The organism is Paenibacillus sp. ACRRX, assembly GCF_022346885.1.
GTDB lineage: Bacteria > Bacillota > Bacilli > Paenibacillales > Paenibacillaceae > Paenibacillus_B.
Genome location: NZ_JAKRNK010000004.1, coordinates 398,485 through 423,220, shown reverse-complemented (window position 1 = coordinate 423,220; position 24,736 = coordinate 398,485). Strand labels below are relative to the sequence as shown.

General features: G+C 44.9%; 26 protein-coding genes and 1 pseudogene. 14 read left to right on the top strand and 13 right to left on the bottom strand.

Translation table 11 applies throughout. From position 1 onward, the window contains the following. Positions 1-46: 46 nt before the first annotated feature. The 5 genes from MH117_RS15000 (at position 47) to MH117_RS14980 (ending at position 6,221) form a co-directional block, all read left to right on the top strand. Entirely contained in the window at positions 47-283 is a 237-nt protein-coding gene (locus MH117_RS15000; protein ID WP_239329612.1) for a DUF6953 family protein, read from the top strand. Positions 284-338: 55 nt separating this feature from the next. Continuing rightward, entirely contained in the window at positions 339-980 is a 642-nt protein-coding gene (rnhA, locus tag MH117_RS14995; protein ID WP_239329610.1) for a ribonuclease H, read from the top strand. 230 nt (positions 981-1,210) lie between these two features. After that, positions 1,211-2,209, top strand: a complete 999-nt coding sequence (gene rpoD, locus MH117_RS14990) for an RNA polymerase sigma factor RpoD (protein WP_481857272.1) — start codon at positions 1,211-1,213, stop codon at positions 2,207-2,209. 27 nt (positions 2,210-2,236) lie between these two features. Beyond that, complete coding sequence (locus MH117_RS14985; RefSeq protein WP_239329608.1) at positions 2,237-2,446, top strand: hypothetical protein; 210 nt, start codon at positions 2,237-2,239, stop codon at positions 2,444-2,446. 292 nt (positions 2,447-2,738) lie between these two features. Beyond that, complete coding sequence (locus MH117_RS14980; protein ID WP_239329606.1) at positions 2,739-6,221, top strand: copper amine oxidase N-terminal domain-containing protein; 3,483 nt, start codon at positions 2,739-2,741, stop codon at positions 6,219-6,221. 173 nt (positions 6,222-6,394) lie between these two features. Here MH117_RS14980 and MH117_RS14975 read toward each other — a convergent pair whose 3' ends face one another. Further along, positions 6,395-7,354: a carbohydrate deacetylase gene (locus MH117_RS14975; protein ID WP_239329604.1), complete on the bottom strand. Its 960-nt coding sequence runs from the start codon at positions 7,352-7,354 to the stop codon at positions 6,395-6,397. A 279-nt stretch (positions 7,355-7,633) separates the two neighbouring features. Here MH117_RS14975 and MH117_RS14970 point away from each other — a divergent pair, with 279 nt between their 5' ends. Next, positions 7,634-7,846, top strand: a complete 213-nt coding sequence (locus MH117_RS14970) for a cold-shock protein (protein ID WP_028547162.1) — start codon at positions 7,634-7,636, stop codon at positions 7,844-7,846. A gap of 174 nt (positions 7,847-8,020) precedes the next feature. Here the strand turns inward: MH117_RS14970 and MH117_RS26850 are convergent. The 3 genes and pseudogenes from MH117_RS26850 to dhaS all read right to left on the bottom strand — a co-directional run. Continuing rightward, a pseudogene (locus MH117_RS26850) lies at positions 8,021-8,115 on the bottom strand (oleate hydratase); the annotation flags it as partial. Beyond that, the gene (locus tag MH117_RS26545; protein WP_275444651.1) at positions 8,106-8,231 is read right to left on the bottom strand and encodes a hypothetical protein; all 126 of its coding nucleotides are present in this window, start codon (positions 8,229-8,231) and stop codon (positions 8,106-8,108) included. The pseudogene MH117_RS26850 and the gene MH117_RS26545, both read right to left, overlap by 10 nt. A gap of 262 nt (positions 8,232-8,493) precedes the next feature. After that, positions 8,494-9,069, bottom strand: coding sequence for a dihydroxyacetone kinase transcriptional activator DhaS (gene dhaS / locus MH117_RS14965; RefSeq protein WP_239329602.1), 576 nt, complete (start codon positions 9,067-9,069; stop codon positions 8,494-8,496). Here dhaS and MH117_RS26540 point away from each other — a divergent pair. Beyond that, on the top strand, positions 9,063-9,194 hold the full coding sequence (locus MH117_RS26540; RefSeq protein ID WP_275444650.1) for a hypothetical protein: 132 nt from the start codon (positions 9,063-9,065) through the stop codon (positions 9,192-9,194). The genes dhaS and MH117_RS26540 overlap by 7 nt on opposite strands. 38 nt (positions 9,195-9,232) lie before the next feature. On the opposite strand, the gene MH117_RS14960 is transcribed toward MH117_RS26540, so the two are convergent. Continuing rightward, on the bottom strand, positions 9,233-9,496 hold the full coding sequence (locus MH117_RS14960) for a hypothetical protein (protein ID WP_239329600.1): 264 nt from the start codon (positions 9,494-9,496) through the stop codon (positions 9,233-9,235). A 271-nt stretch (positions 9,497-9,767) separates the two neighbouring features. Between MH117_RS14960 and MH117_RS14955 the strand changes: the two genes are divergently transcribed. Next, a complete protein-coding gene (locus tag MH117_RS14955; RefSeq protein WP_239329598.1) occupies positions 9,768-11,009 on the top strand; it encodes a DUF445 domain-containing protein in 1,242 nt (413 codons plus the stop codon). A 177-nt stretch (positions 11,010-11,186) separates the two neighbouring features. Here the strand turns inward: MH117_RS14955 and MH117_RS14950 are convergent, their stop codons facing one another. After that, entirely contained in the window at positions 11,187-11,732 is a 546-nt protein-coding gene (locus tag MH117_RS14950) for a cupin domain-containing protein (RefSeq protein WP_239329597.1), read from the bottom strand. 241 nt (positions 11,733-11,973) lie between these two features. Between MH117_RS14950 and MH117_RS14945 the strand changes: the two genes are divergently transcribed. Together MH117_RS14945 and MH117_RS14940 are read left to right on the top strand one after the other, a co-directional pair. Next, the gene (locus MH117_RS14945) at positions 11,974-12,378 is read left to right on the top strand and encodes a DoxX family protein (protein WP_239329595.1); all 405 of its coding nucleotides are present in this window, start codon (positions 11,974-11,976) and stop codon (positions 12,376-12,378) included. Positions 12,379-12,465: 87 nt separating this feature from the next. After that, complete coding sequence (locus tag MH117_RS14940; RefSeq protein WP_239329593.1) at positions 12,466-13,236, top strand: DODA-type extradiol aromatic ring-opening family dioxygenase; 771 nt, start codon at positions 12,466-12,468, stop codon at positions 13,234-13,236. A 206-nt stretch (positions 13,237-13,442) separates the two neighbouring features. Here MH117_RS14940 and MH117_RS14935 read toward each other — a convergent pair whose 3' ends face one another. Together MH117_RS14935 and MH117_RS14930 are read right to left on the bottom strand one after the other, a co-directional pair. Continuing rightward, the gene (locus MH117_RS14935) at positions 13,443-14,222 is read right to left on the bottom strand and encodes an alpha/beta fold hydrolase (protein ID WP_239329591.1); all 780 of its coding nucleotides are present in this window, start codon (positions 14,220-14,222) and stop codon (positions 13,443-13,445) included. 160 nt (positions 14,223-14,382) lie between these two features. Then, entirely contained in the window at positions 14,383-15,204 is an 822-nt protein-coding gene (locus MH117_RS14930; protein WP_239329589.1) for a hypothetical protein, read from the bottom strand. A gap of 376 nt (positions 15,205-15,580) precedes the next feature. On the opposite strand from MH117_RS14930, the gene MH117_RS14925 reads away from it, so the two are divergent. The 3 genes from MH117_RS14925 (at position 15,581) to MH117_RS14915 (ending at position 17,105) form a co-directional block, all read left to right on the top strand. After that, a complete protein-coding gene (locus MH117_RS14925; protein ID WP_239329587.1) occupies positions 15,581-15,757 on the top strand; it encodes a hypothetical protein in 177 nt (58 codons plus the stop codon). Further along, the gene (locus MH117_RS14920) at positions 15,757-16,623 is read left to right on the top strand and encodes a metallophosphoesterase (RefSeq protein ID WP_239329585.1); all 867 of its coding nucleotides are present in this window, start codon (positions 15,757-15,759) and stop codon (positions 16,621-16,623) included. Before MH117_RS14925 ends, MH117_RS14920 begins: the two co-directional genes overlap by 1 nt. An 80-nt stretch (positions 16,624-16,703) precedes the next feature. Continuing rightward, positions 16,704-17,105, top strand: coding sequence for a YflT domain-containing protein (locus MH117_RS14915; RefSeq protein WP_239329583.1), 402 nt, complete (start codon positions 16,704-16,706; stop codon positions 17,103-17,105). A gap of 91 nt (positions 17,106-17,196) precedes the next feature. Here MH117_RS14915 and MH117_RS14910 read toward each other — a convergent pair whose 3' ends face one another. Together MH117_RS14910 and MH117_RS26845 are read right to left on the bottom strand one after the other, a co-directional pair. Then, on the bottom strand, positions 17,197-18,276 hold the full coding sequence (locus MH117_RS14910) for a S8/S53 family peptidase (RefSeq protein WP_239329581.1): 1,080 nt from the start codon (positions 18,274-18,276) through the stop codon (positions 17,197-17,199). A 98-nt stretch (positions 18,277-18,374) separates the two neighbouring features. After that, positions 18,375-19,097 (bottom strand): radical SAM protein, encoded by a 723-nt coding sequence (locus tag MH117_RS26845; RefSeq protein WP_481857271.1) that lies wholly within the window; start codon positions 19,095-19,097, stop codon positions 18,375-18,377. A gap of 26 nt (positions 19,098-19,123) precedes the next feature. On the opposite strand from MH117_RS26845, the gene MH117_RS14905 reads away from it, so the two are divergent. After that, positions 19,124-19,402, top strand: a complete 279-nt coding sequence (locus MH117_RS14905; RefSeq protein ID WP_239329579.1) for a hypothetical protein — start codon at positions 19,124-19,126, stop codon at positions 19,400-19,402. 348 nt (positions 19,403-19,750) lie between these two features. Here MH117_RS14905 and MH117_RS14900 read toward each other — a convergent pair whose 3' ends face one another. From MH117_RS14900 to MH117_RS14890, 3 genes are all read right to left on the bottom strand, one after another. Next, positions 19,751-20,188 carry a carboxymuconolactone decarboxylase family protein gene (locus MH117_RS14900; RefSeq protein ID WP_239329577.1) on the bottom strand — a complete coding sequence of 146 codons (438 nt, stop codon included), beginning with the start codon at positions 20,186-20,188 and terminating at the stop codon, positions 19,751-19,753. A gap of 127 nt (positions 20,189-20,315) precedes the next feature. Next, a complete protein-coding gene (locus tag MH117_RS14895; protein ID WP_239329575.1) occupies positions 20,316-21,206 on the bottom strand; it encodes an RNA polymerase sigma-70 factor in 891 nt (296 codons plus the stop codon). 231 nt (positions 21,207-21,437) lie between these two features. Beyond that, positions 21,438-24,695: a DEAD/DEAH box helicase gene (locus MH117_RS14890; protein ID WP_239329573.1), complete on the bottom strand. Its 3,258-nt coding sequence runs from the start codon at positions 24,693-24,695 to the stop codon at positions 21,438-21,440. Positions 24,696-24,736: the final 41 nt, after the last annotated feature.

The following is a 24,736-nucleotide window of genomic DNA, read 5'->3' as shown; positions in this document are numbered from 1 at the left end:
ATGGATGGATACATGCTAGCAAGTGAAAGACAAGGAGTGGAGCCTGATGGAGATTACAGCGCAGCAGGTAGCAGAGTGGATGATAGCCGAAATTGAATTCAAAGGTATTGCTCATCAAGCTGATGTCATAGATTACGTGAGAACCCACTTCGGTGAATCATTTGTATTTGTAAATGAAAATGGAAATGCTTCGCTTGAAAAGGAAGTTAAGAAGGCATTCCGCAAATTGCATCGCGGACGAGTCGCCTGGGATAGGGATGGCTTCTTCTGGGCATGGACGTGACAACAGCCATTGAAGTGCCAGCATCGTCTGAATAAGCAAGGAGGGTGGCAATGAGATGACAGCTCAAAAGTACTATGTCGTCTGGGCTGGCAATCAACCGGGGATCTACACGAGTTGGCCAGAATGCAAATCGCAGGTAGACAATTACAAAGATGCGAAGTACAAGTCTTACCCGTCGAAAGCAGAGGCAGAGAAGGCATATCGTGAAGGCTGGACCAAGCACTGGGGAAAGAAAGCGGCTGGCGGATCGAAGCAGGTACAGACAAAGACTGCAGCAGCAGTTCAGACGGAAATTGATTATGACAGTATTTCGGTTGATGTGGGAACCAAGGGCAACCCGGGACCGATAGAATACAGAGGTGTCCATACGCAGACAGGGGAAGTCTTGTTTGCTCGAGGTCCGATTCCGAATGGCACTAACAATTTGGGCGAATTTCTGGCTATTGTACATTCTCTAGCTTATCTGAAGCAGAAGGGAAGCACTCAGACTGTATATAGCGACTCCCGAACAGCACTAAAGTGGGTGAGGGAAAAGAAGGTCGCTACCACGCTTGAACGGAACGAATCGACGAGGGAAGTGTGGGATCTAGTAGACCGGGCGGTGCAGTGGCTGCAGAAGAATACTTATGACAATAAGCTGCTTAAATGGGAGACGCAGGTTTGGGGTGAAATTAAGGCCGACTACGGACGGAAATAACCTAAATCTTGCAAGCACGCAAGAAACCCCCGGCAAGAGTTGTCGGGGGTTATAATCTGTAAAATCGGGCCATGCTATTAAGTGAAAATGGAAATCATTTATGGTGTTCAAGTGTTGAATTGATATAAGGTTTATGTTATTATAATGTGTACTCAAATTTTATTTATTTTAATTAACTTTTAATATAACATGAATTATTGATTATGTCAATAATCAAAGCCTAGTCGTGAATAAGCAGCAACTTAAGAATACATGTAAATGCAGATGCAGATGTGGATGTTCAGGGGGGCGAAGGATTGGCTAACGATGAGCGTAATGAATTAGAGAGAAGTCTGGCCAGTGCAAAGGAAGAGGTGCATACTCAATCCGATGTAGAAATGGACCTGCTGCCGCCAGGCATGAAGATTGATGACTCCGTACGTATGTATCTGAAGGAGATCGGTCGAGTCGGCCTGTTGAGTGCGGAAGAGGAAGTGAACTTGGCCAAGCGAATTGCAGATGGGGATGAAGAAGCCAAGCGTATATTGGCGGAAGCGAACTTGCGATTGGTTGTTAGTATTGCCAGACGCTATGCAGGACGTGGCATGCAGCTCCTGGATCTCATTCAGGAGGGAAACATGGGTCTGATCAAGGCAGTAGATAAGTTTGACTACACGAAGGGGTTTAAGTTTAGTACCTATGCTACTTGGTGGATCAGACAAGCTATTACGCGTGCTATTGCAGACCAGGCTAGAACGATCCGTATTCCTGTTCATATGATTGAGACCATCAATAAGTTGGCGCGTGTCTCAAGACAGATGGTACAGGAGCTGGGACGTGAGCCAGAGGTGGAGGAAATTGCCAAGGAGATGGAGTTGAGTGTAGAGAAGGTTCGGGAAATTATGAAGATTTCCCAAGATCCAATCTCGCTTGAGACCCCGATCGGGGAAGAAAATGACTCCAAGCTTGGTGACTTTATTGAGGATCAAGATGCGCTTGCTCCTGTAGATTCCGCGGCATATGAGTTCCTGAAGGAGCAGTTAGGCGACGTGTTGGATACACTTACAGAGCGGGAAGAGAATGTACTGCGTCTCCGCTTTGGGCTGGAAGATGGCCGTACACGCACACTCGAAGAGGTGGGCAAAGTATTTGGGGTAACTCGTGAGCGTATTCGTCAGATAGAAGCGAAGGCACTGCGGAAGCTAAGGCACCCAAGCCGCAGTAAACGTCTAAAGGACTATATGGAATAAGGAGTCGATCATACGGAAGCTGGATTCATGATTCGCTGTTTGAAGTGTGGAGCAGAGCTTGAGGTGGTCCCTGGTCGACGCAACTATCGTAGTGAGGGTATCGTTTTTGGAACCGATAATTATGGTTCGGATCAAATGTCGTGTGAATGCGGGAACGCTATGGAAGAGCACAGTCGATTCGAGCATGATAGCGGTGAAGGGGAATTTATCGTCGAATGGCGAGACATTACCAAATAGGTTACAAAATATAAGAAGAGCTGCCGCAAGGTCATTTTGGCTTTGCAGGCAGTTTTTTTTGCGTTAGAGAAGCAAGGTTTTAATTGTAATAATGGTTAAATATATATTTAAAGTAATTATATAGTTATAAATTAAGCATAAAAGATGGTCTTATTTCATTAATTATCCATATTGTCACGAAAAGTTCAAAAAAATTTGTAAAAAGATAAAACTATTTCCTCTAAACAGGAGTCAATATTATACAGGTATTTTTCATGCCGCCCTGCAGAGGGTATTTTGAGGAGGTAGAATAGTGAAGAAGATCGTTACGATGCTTGTTGCATTTGGGATGTTATTCTCTGCGGTAAATTTGCCAGCAGTGCAAGCCGCGCCCACGATAAAGATTTATTTAAACGGTTCTAGACTTGCGACTGATGTTGCCCCCATTATGGTGAAGAATCGAACGCTTCTGCCGTTAAAAACCGTATTTGAGGCCTTAAATGCTTCGATTTCCTGGAATCAGTCTACGAAGACCGTCACAGCTTCCAGAAACGGAAATGAAATGGTTCTCAAGATAGGCTCCAAAACAGCGAAGTTGAACAATCGTAATATTACGTTGGATGTTCCGGCACAAGTCGTTAAAGGGAGAACGTTAGTTCCTGTACGCTTTGCCAGTGAAGCGATGGGAGAGAAGATTGACTGGAATGAGAGAACGTCCAGCGTTTACATTACCACTTCATCCTCCAACGAAGGCAACAACGGTAACGAACCAACGGATAATGGCAATTATAACGAATTCACACCTGTAACGAATGTGACTGCTGAGTTAACTGGCAATAGGGGTGACGCCAGTGATATTACGGTCAGCTTTAAGAAAGCTTCGAATGAATCGAGTGTCAGCCAATATCGTGTTATGGCTGTAAAGTCAGATCGAGCAAATAGCTTTGATCTGTCTAAAGCAAGAACGGTCTCGTCGAGTAATTATATGACCATTTATAAAGATGGGAAGGATCAGCGTGTATCCATTACTACCGGTAAACGGGACGTTGATGGGGATGTAATCAAGGATAACCAAGCGTACGTAATGTATATCCTTACGGTCGGCAAAAATAATGAGTATGGGTTGTCCTATCAGATCCCAGCCATAACGATTGGTTCTAATTCTTCCGTGCTGCCAGTTAGCAGCTTGCAAGTGGCAGATGTGAACGAGTATGGGGATGGAAGAGACTTATCGGTTACATTCACCAGACCGCAGTATGATGACAATATTAACAGTTACCGCATTATGGTAGTGAAGTCATCTGAGGTATATCGCTTCGATCTTAACACGGCGAATGCCGTAAGCAGTCAGAATTATACAACCGTATATAAGAATAGCGGGACGTTAACTTCAACGTTAAATAGTTCATCTAGAGACACTTCGGGTGATCTGATCCGTAATGGCGTATCGTATACGATCTATGCGCTATCCATAAGCAATAACACAAGCACTTGGGCGAATAAGCTAAGTACGGGATCATCCATTACGTTAGGTAGCTCGATTGGTGCACCAGTTATTACTAAGGTTGAGGATATAAATAATTATGGTGACGGTCGCGACGTACAAGTTAGTTTCAACCGTTCAGCTGATGAGTCCAAAATTAGTGGATATCGGGTATTCGCGGTGAAGTATAGAGACGCAGCTAGCTTTAACCTTGCAGAAGCAAATAAAGTATCATATGGCAGATACCATGATGTGTCGAAGACGGGATATTCCAGCATTACCGCAGCATTGTCTTCATCCGCACGTGATATATATGGTTCTTCCATTCAAAATAATGAAAGCTACCAACTGTTTGTCATGAGTTTGTCTAAAGATAATAGTTCATATAACATGTTGTCTGCGCCTTCACAAGTACTGACCTTAACGAACAATTCGAATACGAACGCGCCAAGTTACGTAACAGCTCGTGATGTGAGTGATTATAATGATGGTCGCGACATGCAAGTGAGCTTTAACCGTTCTGCAGATGAATCCAACATCAGCCATTACCGTGTGATGGTTGTGAAGTCTGGATATGCAGATCGATTCAACTTAGCTGAAGCAAATAGTGTAAAAAGCGCCAATTATACGACTGTTAACAAGACTGGAAGTGGGCTAAGTATAAACCTGTCTGCAAGTGCGCGAGACGTGGACGGCTCCCTCATCCAGAATGGTGTAAGCTACCGTGTATTTGTGCTCGCTATAGGCAATAACAGCAACAATGCTGCATTGTCTACATCTTCTGAAGTAATTACATTATCAGGAAACTCAACATTATATGCGCCAACAAACGTCACAGCATTGGATATTGCTGATTACAATGATGGCCGGGATATGATGGTGTTGTTTAATCGGGCGTCTGATGAATCAAATGTGAATCATTACCGCATCATGGTGGTGAAGTCGGGAAATGCAAGCCGATTTAATTTAAGTGATGCTAATGATGTAAGAAGCTCTAACTATACTGTCGTAAATAAAACGGGCAGTAACCTGAGTGTTAACCTGACTGCCAGTACTCGAGATGTAGACGGTACAACCATTAAAAACGGTGTGAGCTATCGAATATTTGCGCTTGCTGTAGGCAACAGCAGCTACTCTAATGCGTTATCTTACGGCTCGGATATGATTACGCTTGGCGGAGGTTCGGCTGGATATGGTTCTGCTGCGACCAACGTATCTGCCATTGATGTAGCCGATTATAATGATGGCCGCGATATGACGGTGTTGTTTAACCGTGCGACGGATGAGTCCCTGATTAGCCATTATCGTATTATGGTTGTGAAATCATCAAATGCCAGCTGGTTTAATGTGGCTGAAGCAGCCAAGGTCAACGCTTCCAACTATGTTCCAGTGGGCAAGACGGGCAGCAATCTTAATATGAACTTGCCAGCTAGTGCCAGAGATGTAGATGGTGCGCCAATTAAGAGTGGTGTTTCCTATCGCATATTTGTATTCTCGGCCGGATTTGACAATTACTCTGGTAATGCGCTGTCTGCAGCTTCGCCGGATATGATGTTGTCCAATCATTCAAGTGTGACTGCAGTTACAAATGTGGTTGCAAGACCGATCAGTGCCAATGGTACAGCTAGAGATATTGAGGTTAATTTCTTGACCCCTGCTAGTGAAGCTAGCGTGGCTGAGTATCGAATTTTTATCGTTCGTTCGGATCAAGCGAATTCCTTTACTTTAAACACAGCAAATCAAATTTACGAGTGGGGATACACTCGTGTAGCCAAACAAGGCAATTATGCGTTTGCCAGACAGCAGTTGTCGGATAATACGCGAGATATTACAGGAAACGTGATTACAGCAGGTGTGGCGTACAAAGCATTTGTACTTACGATATCGGACAATCGATCGAATCCAGTCAACGCGCTTTCTGCGGCTTCGGCTGAGATTGCCTTGTTGAATCAGAATGGGCCTGCTGCTGTGTCGAATGTGTTAGCTGTGAATGATTGGAACGGCGCAAGCTTTAAGGCTTACTTTGACAGAACGTCCAGCAACAACAATGTTTCCTATTACAAGGTTATGGTCGTGCCTACTTACATGACAGCAAGCTTTAACCTGGATGCTGCCAACAGAGCCCCTTACGGCTTTAAAATTGTAGGTACTACTGGCGATACGTTTGTAACGTTCTCCACATCGGATCTGGATGTAACAGGTAATGCCATCCGAAACGGCATCGCATACAAAGTATATGTATTATCGGTTGGCGATGGCCGCGGTTCTAATGTCAGTGGTTTGTCCGCCCCATCCAACGAAATTGTACTCTAATGCCAGCAGTGTGTCCTGTGTAAGGTGAGATCCTATATAAGTGCGGGGCACAAATCAATGAAAGACCGGTATCTCATCTGGGGGAGATACCGGTCTTTTGGTTTTCAGGCAGAGCTGAGTTGACCCGAAACCCTAAGTTGCTGTGTGAAGCAAGTTTTGCTGCTTTTGCAGTGCTATTTTTGTTTCCTAGGGTATATATATTTATAGAACGGATAAAGGAACGATCTCGGCCTGCGCTTCTTTTGGGTTGATTGGGTAGAGCGGACTGTTCGCCCATATTTGCGGGTATGTTTTTTCTTCTTTTTTTTGAAAACAAGCTTCTTTGAAATAGGTTTTCGTCTTTTATTTGTTAGAGACTTTTGTTCAAAGAGCACAGGGAGGGATAATTGGTGAGGTTGCGGAAGTTGGTTAAAACGAATGCGGTGGACAGGATGTTGTTTGAGCGCAATAAGCAACTGCGGATCCGTGAATACTCTTAGCTCTGCTTCTCGCGTATCAAGACGATCAGCTTCTGAGATTGCTGGTCTGTAGGCATATCCCGGATGACACATAATCTCTGTCGTGCCATCTGGCAGTGCTTCTATGTGAGCAAGCAAACGCTGGAGACCCCCTGGGTCATCATACGTATCCATAATGAGATAATCAGTACCCTTTGGGCGAGGGACAAGATGGAGTGCTAATGGATTCAAACGTATTGGGATATCGCTACGCTGTGAACAGGTGGACAGAACGCTGTAGACTGCGGGAGCTTCCAGATGCGTATGGTGGTGGGTGTCGATGTGAGAAGGGTGAATACCGCTTGAAACCAGCTTGTCGAGTTGATATTGCAATTCCGTCTCTAGTTCAGACTGTATCCATGAATGCAGTTGGCCGTTAAACAGACCATCAGAACCTATCAGAGTTGGGATAAGGTGAGGCGGTGATAATGGCTTTCCTGATACAATGTTAAAATGTAAACCGACACCTAACCTTGGACACTGGCGCGCAAGCCGAACAGCATGCTGAAAAGCAGGCATATTGACCATAATAGAGGTGCTTGATACAGTTCCGAAGCGATGACAGTGTATGATGCCTTCATTGATTCGTTCTGACATTCCGAAGTCATCTGCGTTCAGAATAACATATTTAGCCAATGAAATCTCTCCTCTGCATGTCTTGGATATTGTATGCAGGATAGGAGATCAGGATAGGTACATCTGACTAAGAACGGTTATCAATTATTGTGCAATTCCACCGATTACAAAACAAAAGCAAAACAAGAAAATTTTTCATTCAGATTTAGATAAAATAGTGCTATAATGGTTATATTGAGATTAGCAGAAGGCCAACGCATAGTCACAGTGCCCCGAACGAGCGTTTGGGGTATTTATTTTTTACCGTTTACAATTCTATGAGAGAAAGAGGGACGGTTCATGTACAATTCACGGAAGAAGCCACAGGACGATATTCCTGAAGAAATAACACCTATTTGGTCTTGCACAAGCGAGAGCTGTAATGGCTGGATGAGGGATAACTTTTCTTTTTCAACTGAACCAAGCTGCCCGCAGTGTCAGTCTCCGATGGTTAAGGGCGAGAAGAAGCTAGCCGTGCTTGTTAACACAAGTCCCCGTCAGACCAAAAAATAATTTGTAACGTATGAAGGAACAGGGAGCACCTAACAGTCTGAGAAGACTTATAGGTTGCTCCCTGCTTTTATATGTTCTGGTTTACATTATCGGAAAGAGGCTAGAAAGCCGCTTAATAAGGTTCTGATATCCTATTGATATTAATTAATTGGTGTGATGGCCATTGTTAAAGCCAAGAAGTGTATACACCGCTATGCGTGCAGCTCTCACTGAATATTCCTCGGCAAATACAACGTCGTCGGTATTTCACAAAATTGTTCTACAAACGCGAGATACCAGCAATTGACGCAATTCCGCCACCTACAAAATATACCTGTTTGTTACCGTATTTATCGCTCATAACAGTCGCTGCCAATGGTGTGTTCTCACTGTGTTGCTTAGACATCTCAAATATAATCCAATTGGCTGGTTTGAGATATCATCAATGAACGGGGATTGTATGATTTCTAGTCACCTTGTGGATATTGTATAAATGATATACATAATGATTGCCTATGTAGGATGTGGTTTTAACCGATATTGCGGAGAGATCAACATAGTGCTATTGGGAGGCTAGAAAGGTATTTAGACCAGCATTAATACAAATGATAAACAATAAAGAATGCCTGAATAGGCCGATAAAAGAGTAGGAGGAGGCCTGGCAGCTGCTAATGGTGTCTATTCTCATATCGATGGAGGGCTGTAACGAAATTGCCTTCCACTAGCTCACTTAATTTGGCGATGATGACTGCCGGATCTTCCTTCATGCCCTGCTCTAACCATTGAATGACTAGGCCAGTAAAGGCGAGTGTATAAAAGTTGGATATAAAATGTTTGTCGTCGTCCTTGACGGACATATTGGAGGATACTTCATTGATAACGTCCATCATTAATTCTGAAGTCACGCTGTATAGATAAGTATCGAGATGGGGACGGGCTAAGGAGTCGAGCGTACTGGAGCAGAAGGCTTTGTTGCGTGTAATGTAGTCAAATATTTTCTGGAGTCCACTGGTCCATGTTGTATAACTACGGTACTGGGCGATACTTTCTACGGCTTCCGTCTTGTAGATCCAACCTAGCAGCTCGTAAACGTCCTGAAAATGATAATAAAAAGTTTGCCGATTTAAGCCGCAATTATTCGTGATATGCTGAACGGTAATTTTGCTGAGAGGGGCATGGATCATCATATCTTTTAATGAAGAAGCAAGCGCTTTCTTGGTTAGCAATGAGCTTGAACTTGACATGGAATCACCCGCTTATGGAAGATGTACAGCCAGATCTTGTCTTTTATTATAACCGAGAAGCCGTAAGCTTCTCAAATCACAGCTATGGTGTAATGGGGGCTGTTCACCATCTGGACATCCGGTGATGAACAGCCTTAAATTAGTCTGCATTTACAGCTCGCTGTTATAGGTCGATAGCGATATGAGGCTTGCTGTAATGACTGGTTCCCCCGCCTCCAACGAGTACTTTCCCCCCTTTGTTAAAGAGGAGCAGCTTTTGTAAACCACCCTGAAGAGTAACCGTGATGCTGGCATCGTCATCGATTGCGGTGTAGATCACATATCCACTATCCGCTATAGTCGTTCTCCATTTATGATCAAATTCCGACCTGAGGACTCGATTGGAATAGACTTGATTCTCCAACTTTCCTTTCTGTTTGTTGTTCATTGCTCATTCCCCCTATCTTGTCCACTTTTGTGGTTTCTACATTTTATGAGGGAGAGAGCAATTTGGCGTAGATGATTATCGAATGGGAAGTCTATTTTTGACACTATCTTGCTTTTGGACTGGACAGATGTACGGCTCAAGCAGGAAGTTGTTCACTCATATGTCTGTTCTTTGATGTCTCCTTTGCTTTTGTATGCGGATAGGGTTAAACTTCATAGTGAAATAAATGAAGGCATATGTGGATATATGTACATAAGCAAAAGGAGGAACTATGAACTCCAAATATTTAGCCGTTATATCGCTAGTTGTGATGGCTGCTGGCTTCGTAATAACGCTGTTGCTGCCACAGCATGTAGCAGTAGTGCTCCTGCAAGGTGGATTTGAAGCGGGGCTCGTTGGCGGCATTGCCGATTGGTTTGCTGTGACGGCGTTATTTCGGCACCCGATGGGTATTCCGATTCCCCATACGTCTTTGTTGCTTAAGAACAAAGCACGCATCGTACAGTCGCTCGTTGCGGCGATGGAGACAGAGCTGTTAAACAAGGAAAGCATTGAAAAGAAACTGCGAGGCATGAATCTAATTCAACGAGGCGCTTCCGCGTTGACTAAAGCGCTGGGCAAGAGAAGAGTGCGCAGAAAGGTGTTGGAGTGGCTTATCCAGCTGGTTCACCGCATACCGTTGGAGAAGCTTGTCCCAAGTATTCAATCTGGTCTGATCGCATACGTTAAGAAGATAGACCTGAAGGATTCTGCCGAGAAGTTAGCCGCTAAAATTATGGAGGCAGGATACGACGAGAAGGCGCTCGATTATGTGCTGCTTGAAGCAACGACATGGGTCAATCGTCGTGAGACCAAGCTCATGTTAAGCAAGCTGGCTGGTGAAAAGCTGTCCGAGGTAAAGATGGGGGGCTTTATGGGGTTTGCCTTTCAGGCAGTTGCCGGCTTTATGGATGACGACAAGCTTGGGGGGATGCTGCAAAATATGATCGTATCCAGCCTGCAAGATTTGCAGCGTCCTGATAATGCGTATCGGGAGACGATAGTGCGGGAAATCAGAGTACAGATGTTCCAGTTAGCGAGTAATGAGGCTTACATGGAGCAGGCGAAGACATGGCTGGTAACCCAATTGCAGCAGGAACAGTTCGAGGAAGCTCTGTTAGCACGGCTGCAGGATGTTCGTGATATGCTTGTGAATCGCTTGGAGCAGGAACAGGAAGCTGCGGGGCGTCTTGTATTGGTAACATACCGCAAGGTAGTTCGCAATCTGGAGCGTGATCCAGATTGGATTGCTGCATTAGAGGCTAAAGTTACGTCGGCTATTGTGAGTGCGGTCGGAGCTAATCATTATCGGCTCGGTCAACTCGTTAAAGAAAATATTGATCAAATGGATGACGCATCATTAGTTGCGATGCTGGAAGAGAAAATCGGCAAAGACCTGCAATGGATTCGAGTAAACGGGGCTTTATGCGGATTTATAATTGGTATTGTGCTTGCGCTTATTCATTTATTGTAATATCCATAGTAAAAGACAGAGAAAGCAATGAAGCCGTCTAAGCTTTAAAGCCGCAAAAGTCGCTATAAGAGCGGCCTTTGCGGCATCCATTTTTCCTAGATTATGCAAACTTGATTATCATTACTGATGTTTAGATACGCTGTCTCATGTGCGCACACGGTTCCTAGTACGGGACAATTATTTAACATCATCCAGATGGATCTCTTTATATACCGAGATAAGTACAACCGCAGGAACATCACCGATATTTGTTACCGTATGCGGTACGCTTGCATTCCAACTGAAGGAGTCTCCCTGCTCAAGTATTTCGCGGTCCTCTGCCTGCTCGATCAATATTTTGCCGCTGACAACGACGTGGCATTCTTCCCCTATATGTGTATTGGCTCCTGTAGTTCCACCAGGGGGCATTTCACAAATCATCATCCGCATGTCTCGTCTATCGCAAAGCAGTTCTACTTTAAGGTTATCTATGCCTGGCATTGTTGTTTGCACGCGATCTGCTTTACGTACCACCTGCATCCGCTGTGTTTGATGGAGCAGAAGGTAAGGAAGCGGTACCTTCAAGCTATTAGCAATGCTCTCCAGTGTTGCAATTGAAGGGGAGGTGCGGTTATTTTCAACATTGCTGATGAATCCTTTAGATAATCCCGTACACTCGCAGAGTTGGGGTATTGTCATTTTTCTTTGTTTGCGTATAGCTCGAATTGTAGCTCCGATGTTCATTGTATGGCCCCCATAGAAGTATAGTTCCAAGAATATTAGTTTCATAATAACAAAAAAATAAGCTTGACGGAATATGAATCTTCATGATAACTTATAGTTCATAAATAACAAAAAGTTATTTCTATTAGAATACTTTTGAATAGGAGGAGGGTTGAGAGTGATGTTGTAGCTTGTTAGTATCCAAGAGTATTTTAATATGAATAAAGTATTACAATATAACAACTAATGAGGAGAAGTGAACATGAAAATAAATGAGATTATGGTTACATTGATGCGTGTGGTGTTGGGGATTATTATGATGGCTCATGGTATTACAAAGTTCCAGATGGGGTTGGACAATGTATCTGGCTGGTTCGCAAGTATTGGAATCCCTGGGTTCCTCGGCTATTTTGTAGCAGCGTTAGAACTCGTAGGCGGTATATTGTTAATTATCGGCCTGTTTACCCGGTATGTGTCGGTGTTGTTTGCCTTTATGTTAATCGGTGCCACAATTTCGGTTAAGCTGCCAGGTGGATTGTTGGGAGATGGTCAGGGAGCCGGTTATGAATTAGATTTGGCACTGTTGGTCATTTCGTTGTATTTTGCAGGAGCGACTGTACGTGGGTTCGGCCTTGATCAATTGTTGTTCCGCAAGAAAGAACAATAAGGAAATAGCGTACTCGATGTACTAACAACAAGTGGGCCCCGTAGGGCCTCTTGTTGTATAAAGGCAGTTTCGATAGGAGGGTTAAATATGATTCCATCTTTGTTTATCGCACATGGCGCTCCTTCGTTAGCTTTGGAGAAGCACGATTACACAACTTTCTTGAACGACCTTGGTTTAAGTATGCCTAAGCCACGGGCCGTCGTCTTATTTACAGCTCACTGGGAAAGCTCGGAGCAGTTGGTGTCAGGTGCTTCGACTTATGAAACTATTTATGATTTTGGTGGTTTCCAGCGAGAATTGTACGAGGTCAAGTACCCAGCTCCTGGTCATCCATCATTAGCTGATGAGATTAGAGGAGTATTCGAAGCTGCGGGTATCCCTGCAAGTATTGATTCTACACGTGGTCTTGATCATGGTGCCTGGGTAGTGCTGCATCTGATGTATCCGGCGGCTGATATTCCAGTTATTGCTCTATCCGTTAACAGACACCTTGCCAATGAGGAGCAGTACCGGATAGGGAAGACACTGGCAGCGCTGCGTGAACAGCAGATATTGGTTATTGGCAGCGGCGGCACAGTGCATAATCTAAGACGTGTAAACTGGGAAGCTGCAGCACACGATGAGTGGGCGCTTGAATTCGATCAATGGCTTGAAGATAAACTGACAAGCTGGGATACGGAAGCATTATTTCAATATGAGAAGTTAGCACCATATGCTGAGGCAGCAGTGCCGACCCCCGAACACTTTATTCCGCTGCTGTTAGCCATGGGCGCTGGAGATACCAAGAGACAAGCAACAAAATTGTTCCGCAATTATCAATATGGTAATTTGAGCTTGTCTTGTTGGAAGTTTGATTGAGGCGGTAATCGATTATATGTACTATAAGGTAGTTACAATAAGTGTCGGGATATATATCCCGACACTTATTGTATGAATTGAACCGCTTACTAATAGGTATTGTCCTTCTATACATCTATTGGCCGTCATACTTCGCCAATTAGGCGTGTATGACGGTTTTCGGTTGTTACTAGTATGGCAAGGACCTATACGATATTACTAGTTAACTATTGATGAATAACTTGGTCAATCCATCTACGTATGGTCTTATTTACTTCACCAGCAGCTTTGGTTGGCAGTTGATGCTGTTCCTCCTGAAAGATCACGAGCTTGGTATCAGGTAAGCCTTGTTGAAGTTTGCTGCGATATTTATTAAAATTCGTATCCTTTGCTCCATAGAGCAGCAATACAGGGGCCGTGATATGACGGAGTTGCTCTGTACAATTGTAGTTCAAGCTGCATTGATAATATTGATGAATGTTGTCTCGGTGTCCCTGCTTGGCATCTTGAAGCAATTGTCTGAATGTTAGCTTGTTGTCCGCGTTGCCCCATGAAATGGCCCACCGTAATAAATGCAGCAACGGCCGCCAACGAGAAAGGCTGATGGCCAGTCGAATTCGACTACGCAGCTTCATATCAGTAGCCTCAGACATGGCGCTGATCAGAATGCCGCCATAGAATCGGCTCGGATGTGTAAGCATTGCTTCTAATGCAATAGATCCTCCAGTAGAGTATCCGCATACAAATGCTCTTTCAATGCCCAACTTGTCCATAAGTTGATGAATATCTTCTACGATCAATGGATAGGTAATCGATGCATCGGAATGAGCGCTTTTGCCATGACCACGGATGTCAAACGTAATGATCCAGTAATCGTCAGACAGATCGATCTGCTGATATCGGAAATTAGCATTGGTCAGCAGCGGAGGGTGAATAAAAATAATCGGTATGCCTTCGCCAAATGTCTGGACATGAAGCATCGTTCCGTTAATAGATTGAATAGGCAACAGATATCCCTCCGGTAGTCCATGTTATGTGGCTATGATGACCCGAAAGCTGCATCCCCATGCATAACAATCACTCAACTTAAACGGAAAGACGACTAATAAGCATTGTATCCCGTAGAATGGATTCAGAAAAGCTTGCTTTAATCATGCTGCTATGATGTTAGGCACTTGGCTTTAATTGTGAATGAGCTTTTAAAATGACGTTTGCAATATCTTTCTGCAACGACATGATGTGCTGCTTCTGTTCCACGATCTGACGAGAGAGCGAGACGATTGGTGTTAAGGCATCGATGCAGGCTTTGGCATCGGCTGCTTTGACCGCTTGCCTGAACGGCTTGAGAACTGAAGGAGCCAACTTGTTAAGGGAGACGACAGTCTGTCGTGAGGATGTAATCTTGGCTCGCAGAGCAACTGCATCGGATAATGTGGTGCGTACTCGCTTCATCGCTTGAGCTGCACTTTGCTTGGCCTTCGTATAAGCTAGCTCACACATGCGAATATCCTCTCTAGCAAGTTGAACAGTTACCTTAACGATATCCGCCTGAACCCGCAATGCAGCTGCGAACTCCGTCTGCTTTAGCTTGCGAGCCACAGTAATCTGCTGCTGGAGAGAAGTGTAGTAGGCTTGCAGCGGCTTGTGACGGCTGCGAGCATCTTGAACACGCTTCTCTAGCTGATGTAATTGATTCGTGTCTATGCTCTTAATTTGCTTACGCACAGCTGCTTCGTTCTGGCTGTTGCGAGCATGTTGGGCCGCAATGTCTGTGTCCAACTGACGTTCTTGTCCCTGTTGGGTGACAAGTGAATTGTGAGCTGATTGCAGCCGCGGACCATACGCAGGAGGTGCTGCCGAAAGGATCTTATTAAATGCAGCTTGTGTGGTGTCTGACCATACGACGGAAATCGCCGCAGCTGACGAAGGGAAGCTCATACTAATAAGCAAAAGCAACAACATAAATATCAATCTCTTCATAATCTTCATAGTCTCCCTCCTAAGATACATACGTTAATCTCATCCAAGCCTCAACAATGGAAACCCGGTTGCAGTAATGCAAAAAAGCACCTGCAAGAAAGGTCTGCATAGACCTGTCTTACGGGTGCTTCCATCGTAAGGGTTATAAGTGTTTGGATTTATACCACCAATATACTTGATGCTTAATTCCCAGTCAAGTACTGTTCCAGCCATATTTTTTTCGTCCTAGGATAAGTAATGGGATAACAAAAGAACATCCATTGTCTATAAGACACTTTGCAAGCAAGAACTGCCGCTTGTCATATTGGCGTAACATGAATCTCTTATAATCAGGGATGAGACGGTGCAGTTGGCCGTTAACTAGATCAGACAGGATGAGATTTTCATGAACGCCAAAATGCCAAAACTGCTGTTTATTGTTCTGCTGGCCCTTGTCGCAAGTTTGCTTGTGGCTGGCTACCATCAAAAACGCAGTGTATCTTTCCCTTCCGCTAAAATCAGCCACGCTTTTTTATCTATAGACAAATTAACTGTTATAAATGCACAGGGACGAAGTAAATGATGAAGCAGTTAAAACAGGCAGTGAGATGGGGAACAACTGCAATCGGAGTCTTAGTGATGTTAGGAATAAGTGCTTATATATACAGTTCGATGGTAGAACCGAATATGCTGATCGTAACCGAGCATGTTGTTGAGTCTGGGCAGCTGCCGGCCAGCTTTGACGGGACGACTATTGTGCAATTCAGTGATACACATGTGGGAGTAGATTATTCATTAGAGCAGCTGCAGGATCTGGTACGCACTATAAATCAACACCGCCCTGATATTGTCGTGTTTAATGGTGATTTGTTTGATAATTACAACCTTTATGGAGCTGGCGCAAACAGAGTATTTGAAGTATTGGCCGGAATCCAATCAACTATTGGCAAGTATGCTGTATATGGCAATCATGATCGAGGTGGTGGAGCCAACAAGATGTATAAAGAAGGGATGGAGAACGCAGGATTTACCGTTTTGGTTAATGAGGTTCGGCAGCTCGCGCTTCCTAATGGGCAATCGATTGCGATTGCAGGCCTCGATGATTTTATGCTGGGTGATCCTGACGTAACGGGTACGCTGTCTCAACTCAAAGCTGATCAGTTTAACTTAGTAATTGTACACGAGCCTGATGTGGCAGACCGCTTTACTGCTTATCCCATCAATATGCAGTTGTCTGGACATAGTCATGGTGGTCAAGTGCGTTTCCCATTGTTAGGGTCATTTATTACGACACCGCTCGGAGAAAAGTATGTTCAAGGCATGTATCGGATTCAGGGGCATCTCCGCGAATCTGCTCTATATGTCAATAGGGGCATTGGCACAACAAGGGCTAAGTTTCGATTGTGGTGTGCACCTGAGCTGTCTGTATTTACTCTTAAGAAATCTTAATGTTTATATGATGAGAGGTGCGGTTAAATAAAAATAACCAATTGGATAGCAATTGGAAAATGCCGAAGGAGGAATTAGAGATGGTTAATCACACAATGACAAATACAAAAGTATTTACGGTTGAAAATGCTATTCAGGCAGAACGTCGGATACAAGAACTGGTCAGAGAAGGATATAACAAAGATAATCTCTATGTTCTGGCACACGACAACGATCGAACAGAGCGAGTAGCTGAGCAGACGAATGCGTCTAAGATCGGCGTTGCTGAGGAAGGCATGCTAACTGCCATCGGAAATCTGTTTCGCTCTCATGGAGATACGCTGCGTGCGAAAATGCGATCCATGGGTGTATCGAAACAGTACGCTGATATATTGGAAAGTGAGTTGGACAAGGGTAAAATCGTGATTTTGGCTTGGAACGGAGTTAGTTATGAAGGAGACCGCTACGACTCAGAGGTCACTTATTTCCCGCCCTATTTATAAGAAATACAGCCCTTATCTGAATAGAATAAAAGGACGTCGCAGCGTTTAAGCAGCGGCGTCCTTTTACTGCGAATTGCCAGGGAGTGAAATATTATTCTTCATGCGAATAGCATGGACTAGCTCCGTCAATCAGATCAAGCAATGTGTATATGGAATAAAAGTGATGTAGTGAGATAGCGTTAAAATTAAGTTTAATGCTGAATTTCTGTTCAATAGCCTTTAAAATACGGACACACATGTCCGGTTTAAGTCCAATTTGAGGATGCAGTAAGGAATGATCGCATAGGTTCGGCAGCAATTCTCGAGATAGTTGTAAATGATCGGAGAGTAATTGAATCATTTCACTAAGCAAATAATCGTTATAACAACAACCGCATGGAGGAGCTATGTTTTCATTATGAGGGATGCACGTGACATGCTGGCTCTCGACCCATTCTGTACGTGCTGCTAGATCCCGAAGTAGTTTCATCAGTGTCCGGTTTGATACATGCGGATCTGTTTTAACAATCTTAGTGACGATACCGCAAAATAAAGCTGCAGCTTTGCGGTGTCCGCCGAACATAACATAATGTCCTTCTGCATTTGGAACAAGTGTTGGAGTTGCGTCAGCTACAACTTTAAAGGGAGAACACGGGTTATACCAATATTCATAAGTCCTTTTCATAGAGCTGCCACAGACGCCGATCACCGAGCTGGAAATTGCGGGAGAAAAGCTGACTGTACAGTCATCGAAAGGATAGATCAATATTTTTCCTTGCCTTGCAAGCGTTTCGCACACCTCTTTTAAGTCCCGTTCATAGCATCGATCGGTTGTCATGCAGTTTGTATATATAATACGGACATCAGTATGACTCATTTCTTCTAAAGCTTTCAGCAGCAAGCTTGAGCTGCTATCCGTTGGCATATGTGCTAGCTTAGCGATATGCATATTCAGATTGGGTACGACTTGGCGAATAATTTGCGCGGAGTGTATTCCAGATTCGCGGTTTTCTGGATTGCCACTGCTCAACGGATGTTCTGGTTCATTTTTGTTAGCACAGACATCGTATGTGGTGCATGTCGACAATTTGGCATTTATGGGACTGGCCTCGTTGTCAATTAAAGCGATTAACGAATCATCGCGCTTCCATCTGACGTTCAAGCTATCACCCAATTCCTGATATGGATTCACACAGATATGGAAATGCCGTTATGAATGAAGTCAGTTACAGTCGATACACTCTATTTATATTTGTGTTTAAAAGCAGCTGGAAGATGAAGGCCTCACTGTCAATGCAGATCGCTGAGAGGGGTTGGGTCACAGTCGGGATTGATCGGTAGACAGCAAGAGGATGTGGTCCCATCGTGGTTAATGACAATCATGTTGTGGGCGCAGTGGCACTTGTAGGGCTCGGTTATGTCAGCAAAGTGTTCGGATTCTGTAATTTGTGTTTGAGTGCAAGGTTGTAGAGGGTACGGAGAGTATGATCTGAGAAAGGCCTTACCCCTGCCTGTTGGAATGAAATATTTAACTATGGGACATGTTCCTAGACGGTGGTTCAGGTCATAAAATGCGTCTTCCAGATGACGGTTATGTTCCATAAGTACCATTGAAAGGGAGATGTGACAGCTGCCGCAGCTTTGGAGAAGTGTTACACTTTCCATCACTTTCTCGAATACGCCAGGTCCGCGAATTTGTTGGCAGGATTCATTATCTACTCCATCTAGACTGATGTGAACGCTTTCAATATAGGAGCATAGACGATTCACATTTTCTTTCGTAATCAGTGTAGCATTTGTGGATAAATGGATACCCCCTTCAAAATGGCTGTGCATGTAATGCAAAATAGTAAAAAAATCGGGTCTCAACATGGGCTCTCCGCCCGTAAAGGTGACGGTATCGGGTGCTAAAGCTATGATCTTGTCCAATAGTTGAAGTACTTCTAGGGTGGATAGCGTATGGGATGTTGGGTGGGTGGATGGAGTAAATTTGGCATTGCAGCAGCAATGGATACAATGCAGATTACACTTGTTAGTGAGTGCGAAGTGGACATGCTGTAGTGGATTGGGCAGTTCAGGCAGGGGGCGTAGGCACGTTATGCATGGTATATGCGGAATTCCGTCATGCAGCCGTGTGCAGAGCTTACGGTTTGCTTCATTATGCAGATGGGGGGGAGGCTGACGCGGGCTCTTCATATGCACTGTACCTGTCCCCAACATATACAAGGATGGAGGCGTTAGCTTCATTCCTTCTCCAGCCAGCAGCTTGCAGGGGACATCTGGTACTTCTTGATTCGGGATGCTGCAATTCGATATAAACATATAGGACTCGTCATAGGACATGTCGACACCTCCATGTTTCATAGTTAGTTACAATGGCATTATATACCTTTTAAATTTGAAGCAATGTGATATTTGTTACATTTTTTTCTTGCCGGCGTGCCTTTTATGTATTAATTGTAAATCTACATCTGGAAGCAGCCTATAGAACCCACTCTAATGGATGGAGACAGGAAAGTGGAACTATACCATTAATACGGAACAGAACCTCCAACACCGGGGTAGCGGAGTTGAAGGTTCTGTTGTTGTGTGGAGACTCGAGTTAATAAAGAAATGGTTTGGAAAAGTCCATCATATATTTTCCGTTCCTGCATGTAGAAGTTCGGTTATTCTGGCATCATCCCTGTTGTAATAGCGATGCGGTTCCACCCGTTAATGGTGATTGCTGCCATAATTAGAGCGGCTAGCTGATCGGTTGTGAAGTATTTGGCGGCTTCGTTGTACACATCATCTTGTACATGGTGTTCACTGATCCGTGTAATCGACTCAACCAATGCTAAAAGGCTCCGTTCTTGCGGAGTGAAGTAGGGTGTATCACGCCAAGCAGACAGCGTGTACAACCGCTGCTCTGTTTCGCCAAGACGACGCGCATCTTTTGTATGCATATCAAGGCAGAAGGCGCAGCCATTAATTTGGGAGCTGCGTATCTTCACCAGCTCTAACAATTTCTTGTCGATACCGGATGCTTGGACCGCCTGCTCTAAACCTAACATGGCTTGATATCCCGCAGGGAATACTTCATTTAGCTTCATTCTTCTTGTCATTGTGATGACCTCCATTAGTGAGTGTGATCCAGCCTAAAAATAGGCGCTCACTAATGAAGACAAAATGGAGCTTAAAAATGTGACATCCGGGAGCAAATAAAAAGTTTCGAAACCTCATTCAGCAGTTCTATCCATTATTCCATTTCACGTGACAGAGCTTTTCTGGATTCTTCACGACATAGATGCGCTCTGCTTTCCGAAGCTCAAGGTCGAATTGGAACGTCACAACTGCCGCCAGTCCTTGATTTTTTATAATAACCGTTCCTGTTCGGCCGTTAATGCTTGCACTCAAATGGGCCGAACCGAAGAAACCCTTAGGCCATACCCCTTCCATGAAAGCCAAAATACGCTGTCTGCCGAGAATGGGGAAGATCGCAGAGCGTACGATGCCACCTCCGTCTGTATAAAGCACTGCATCATCTGTTAGCAGCTCGATAAACTCGTGGAAATCGCCACTTACGGATGCTGCGATAAAGCTAGCCGATAATTGGGCTGCCAGCTCAGAACCAACAGGTGTAACTCCTATGTCAGCATGCAGCTTTTGCTGCACACGGCTGTATATTTTACGGCAGTTGACGGGTGTCTTGTGAACTAGGTTTGCCACCTCTTGATAGTCGTAGCCGAGGGTATCGCGTAATATAAAGACGGCTCTCTCCATTGGAGTGAGCTGCTCCATCAGTACAAGCAGCGCATAAGATACTTCTTCGTGCAATACGGCTGATTCCTCAGGCTGCTGGTCAATATTTGTCACTTCTGGCTCAGGCAGCCAAGGACCAACGTACTGTTCCCGCCGCTTGCGGGCAGAAGTGAGTAGATTGATGCAGCGGTTCGTAACCGATTGAATAAGGTAAGCTTTCTCGTTTCGAATGTACTCTTGATCTGCTTGTGACTGCTGTCGGTAGTAGTCCAGGAAAGTATCCTGAACGATATCTTCCGCCTCCGTAATGGAACCAAGCATCCGGTAGGCAACAGATAATAACAAGGCTCGATATTGTAAGTAAAGGGCATCTAAATTCATAGGTCACCTGCTGTCGTATAGAAAATTTGGTTGTTATTTTGCAATATAAGGAAAAGAGATCTGCCTCAGAGTCAGGGACAAGCTATATTTCTTCCCGTTAGCGTAAATAGACCGCCAATCTTACCTTATAGGCTGGAGTGGCGGTCTTACTGGAACGCACATGTAGGATCAAAGTGCAAAATATAAAGATTTACAGCGGCTATGCTTTGTGGCTCATATGGGCAAGGCCCATTAGTCCATCATAAGTAGCTCCATAATCTCATCTTCAGTCAATGAGGATACGGATGTCTCCCCAGGTTGGATAACCTCGTCAATTAGGTTCTTCTTCCGCTGCTGCAATTCAACCATCTTCTCCTCAATAGTGCCCTGCGTGACAAGCCGGATTACCTGCACGACATTTTGCTGGCCCATTCGGTGCGCCCGATCCGCAGCCTGCTGTTCAACCGCAGGATTCCACCAAAGATCATATAGAATTACGGTATCTGCTCCAGTTAAATTAAGTCCAGTGCCTCCGGCTTTTAATGAGATCAAAAATACGGTCTGCTCCCCTTCGTTAAATCGCTGGCACAACTCTACACGCTCGCGTGAAGGCGTGCTTCCGTCTAGATAGAAGCAGGTTAATCCGAGCTGTACATCCAGCTCTTCCTTAATAATCTTCAGCATCTCCGTGAACTGGGAGAAGATGAGCATCCGCTTGCCGCTTGCGACACATTCCTGAATGACTTCCATCAGCAGCTCTAACTTGCCAGAGCCATCTCCGTAATTCTCGATAAATAAAGAAGGATGGCAGCACAACTGCCGCAGTCGGGTCAGGCCCGCTAATATTTTGATCCGACTCTTCTGGAATCCCTCTGCCTGCAACTGCTGCTTCGTATCTCGCTGCAGCTGCATGAGATAGGCCATATAGAGCTTCTTCTGCTCCGGAAGCAGTTCAGTCTGCTGCAGCGTCTCGATCTTCTCTGGCAGCTCCTGCAGCACATCTGATTTCATCCGACGGAGGATGAAAGGCCGTACTTTACGAGCAATTTGTTCTCGGGACAATTCCATGAATGATTTTTTGCTCGTAAAGAGATCAGGGAACACCGCGTCAAAGATTGACCACAGCTCTTCAAGACGGTTCTCTACCGGCGTTCCGGTTAACGCAAATCGCTGCGCAGCTTGCAACTGCTTCACTACTTGCGCCGTCTGCGAGGAGTGATTCTTGATCGCCTGGGCTTCATCCAGAATCAAGGTGCGGAAGCGCTGTTCCGCGTATTGATCGATATCGCGGCGCAAGAGGGGATACGATGTAATGTAGACATCTGTATCTCCCGGTTGGTCGAGCATCTCAGACCGTACCTGCTTATCGCCGGAGACGACCACAGCGGTTAGCTGCGGTGCAAATTTCGTAAGCTCATTCTTCCAGTTGTACAGGAGTGACGCCGGCGCCACAATTAGCGCGGGCAGCTTGGCTTCTTCCTCTTTAGGTTCAGCTAGCAGGAAGGCAATGCCCTGCAGCGTCTTGCCAAGTCCCATGTCGTCCGCGAGAATGCCACCAAAGCGGTAATGGGCAATCGTCTTCATCCACTGGTACCCGACTTTTTGGTAATCTCGCAGTATCGCATCGAGCGACTCTGGTACCGGAAATTCAAGCTGCCCCGGATTGCGAATATGTTCAAGCAATTCGTTAAATGCCCTTCCCAGCTTGACTGAAGCGGGAATAATGGGCTCTTCAAGCAAAGAGAAGCCGCGTGTCACGGATAGTTCAAAACGGTTACCCCGAATGTCTGACTTGCGGATACCCAGCTCTTCCAGCATATTTCGAATCTGCTGGAAGTCAGGTTGATCCAGCATGACATAGGCGCCATCGGACATTCGGTAGTATTTCTTCTTCTCTACCAGATGGTGAAGCATTAAGCTAAGCTCTTTCTCGTCTACACCATCTAATTCGAATTGAACATCCAGCCAATTCATACGGGAATCGATGTCCATGTTAAGCTTGGGCTCCGTATGCAAGGTACGCATTTCTGCTTGCAGTTCAGGCTTCGTATAGACATTGACTAGACGTTGGAGCTGAGGAAGAAGGACAAACCAGAAGTAGACGATGTCTTCCTCATGATCCATGTACAAAGCATTACCGTTATATTTAAAAGCTGACTGCTCAAACAACCTCATAATCCGATCTTCTCGCCGTGTATCTCGCAGTAAAATCCGCTCTGATGATGCCTCATGCTCCAAATCTGCCCCCATCGGCTCAATCACCACGTCATCGTAGACATAAGTCAGCTTTGCCAGCAATCTGCTGCCTTCACGGTCCAAATACAACTGAGCCTGCAGCGGAATCCGAACGAGCCTAGCTTCAATGGTCGGGGCTACCTTCATAAGTCCGATTCTTTGAAGCTCTGGCACAACACGATCCATGAAAGGTTCAATCTGCGATGGAGCAATAAGCATCTGCTGGCGCTGGGTGTTGAGCAATTGCTTCATTTCCTCAATAGAGGTTAACTGAGCAGTTCGAAGGCGATACAAGCAACCGTTAGCTACAGCCATTTGATAACTATCGAGGGGATACACTTGCTCCAAACCGTTTATATCCAACTGGTAGTGGCCTTGCTCTGCTTCTACTAATGAAAAGGAGATAGGGAGCGGCTCATTTATAACTTTAAGCTCGTCATACACAATGGACAGATGCTCAAATTTGGCTTGTGCCTGTTCTAGCAATGGCAGCAGTCGATCTAGCGCGTTTGGCGGAATAAACAGCATTCTTCCTTGATTAAAGTAAGAACTGACCGAATAGCCGCTCCAATTGCTTTGAATTGCCTCGCGATAAGCCATTTCACTTAAGCTCAGCTCCATAAGCAGCTGCATGACGGCAAGATCTTCCGCACCAAACTTATACAGCGTGGGGTCCCATGTAAACGACTTGGAAAAAGCATACTCCGTTTCTTCAAGAACTTTAGCCAAAAATTCTTTCAAATTAGGAATAACGTACAAGCGGGTCAGGCCAAGCTTAAGTTCGACAGCGAGCAATGGTTTATTGGATTGAGGTATTACGGTCTTGCAGGTGAACTCCACACGAACGGTCATTCGATCGTCCTGTAGTGGTTCTTCTTCCTCCGCGACGACTAAACGGTCAAACAACGAAATAAGTTGAGTGGTCACTTGAGTATCTTGATTCATGGCAGCTTGAACCTCGCGATCCCCTATGCTGGCTTGCTCACCTCGCTCAACAGAACGGATATCAAGCAGAACAGCGGCAATGTGTTTGCAAAAAGAAGGATAAGTAGAGTAGGCAGGGCAAGAGCATACGGCATTGGTTTTGCCAGTTGATTGGATCACAATCTGTACCTGATAAGGCTCACTTCCCCTGACGACCGCCTCATATACACCGTCCTCCGCATTATATTGCACTTTGCGAACACGATGTTCCTTAAAATAGGTTTCGCCACGCCGATAGGAGGTTGTGCCGCACAGCGATTTAATATCCGATATTGAAAGCGTATAACTCATAATGACAATGTCCTCACTTTAACCAATTCAGCGTCCCCGCA

Coding starts and splice junctions, on each gene's coding strand:
- MH117_RS15000 (WP_239329612.1), top strand. CDS start 47: ATGGAGATTACAGCGCAGCAGGTAGCAGAGTGGATGATAGCCGAAATT.
- rnhA (WP_239329610.1), top strand. CDS start 339: ATGACAGCTCAAAAGTACTATGTCGTCTGGGCTGGCAATCAACCGGGG.
- MH117_RS14985 (WP_239329608.1), top strand. CDS start 2,237: ATGATTCGCTGTTTGAAGTGTGGAGCAGAGCTTGAGGTGGTCCCTGGT.
- MH117_RS14970 (WP_028547162.1), top strand. CDS start 7,634: ATGTACAATTCACGGAAGAAGCCACAGGACGATATTCCTGAAGAAATA.
- MH117_RS26545 (WP_275444651.1), bottom strand. CDS start 8,231: ATGTCTAAGCAACACAGTGAGAACACACCATTGGCAGCGACTGTTATG.
- dhaS (WP_239329602.1), bottom strand. CDS start 9,069: ATGTCAAGTTCAAGCTCATTGCTAACCAAGAAAGCGCTTGCTTCTTCA.
- MH117_RS14960 (WP_239329600.1), bottom strand. CDS start 9,496: ATGAACAACAAACAGAAAGGAAAGTTGGAGAATCAAGTCTATTCCAAT.
- MH117_RS14955 (WP_239329598.1), top strand. CDS start 9,768: ATGAACTCCAAATATTTAGCCGTTATATCGCTAGTTGTGATGGCTGCT.
- MH117_RS14950 (WP_239329597.1), bottom strand. CDS start 11,732: ATGAACATCGGAGCTACAATTCGAGCTATACGCAAACAAAGAAAAATG.
- MH117_RS14945 (WP_239329595.1), top strand. CDS start 11,974: ATGAAAATAAATGAGATTATGGTTACATTGATGCGTGTGGTGTTGGGG.
- MH117_RS14940 (WP_239329593.1), top strand. CDS start 12,466: ATGATTCCATCTTTGTTTATCGCACATGGCGCTCCTTCGTTAGCTTTG.
- MH117_RS14930 (WP_239329589.1), bottom strand. CDS start 15,204: ATGAAGATTATGAAGAGATTGATATTTATGTTGTTGCTTTTGCTTATT.
- MH117_RS14925 (WP_239329587.1), top strand. CDS start 15,581: ATGAACGCCAAAATGCCAAAACTGCTGTTTATTGTTCTGCTGGCCCTT.
- MH117_RS14920 (WP_239329585.1), top strand. CDS start 15,757: ATGAAGCAGTTAAAACAGGCAGTGAGATGGGGAACAACTGCAATCGGA.
- MH117_RS14915 (WP_239329583.1), top strand. CDS start 16,704: ATGGTTAATCACACAATGACAAATACAAAAGTATTTACGGTTGAAAAT.
- MH117_RS14900 (WP_239329577.1), bottom strand. CDS start 20,188: ATGACAAGAAGAATGAAGCTAAATGAAGTATTCCCTGCGGGATATCAA.
- MH117_RS14895 (WP_239329575.1), bottom strand. CDS start 21,206: ATGAATTTAGATGCCCTTTACTTACAATATCGAGCCTTGTTATTATCT.
- MH117_RS14890 (WP_239329573.1), bottom strand. CDS start 24,695: ATGAGTTATACGCTTTCAATATCGGATATTAAATCGCTGTGCGGCACA.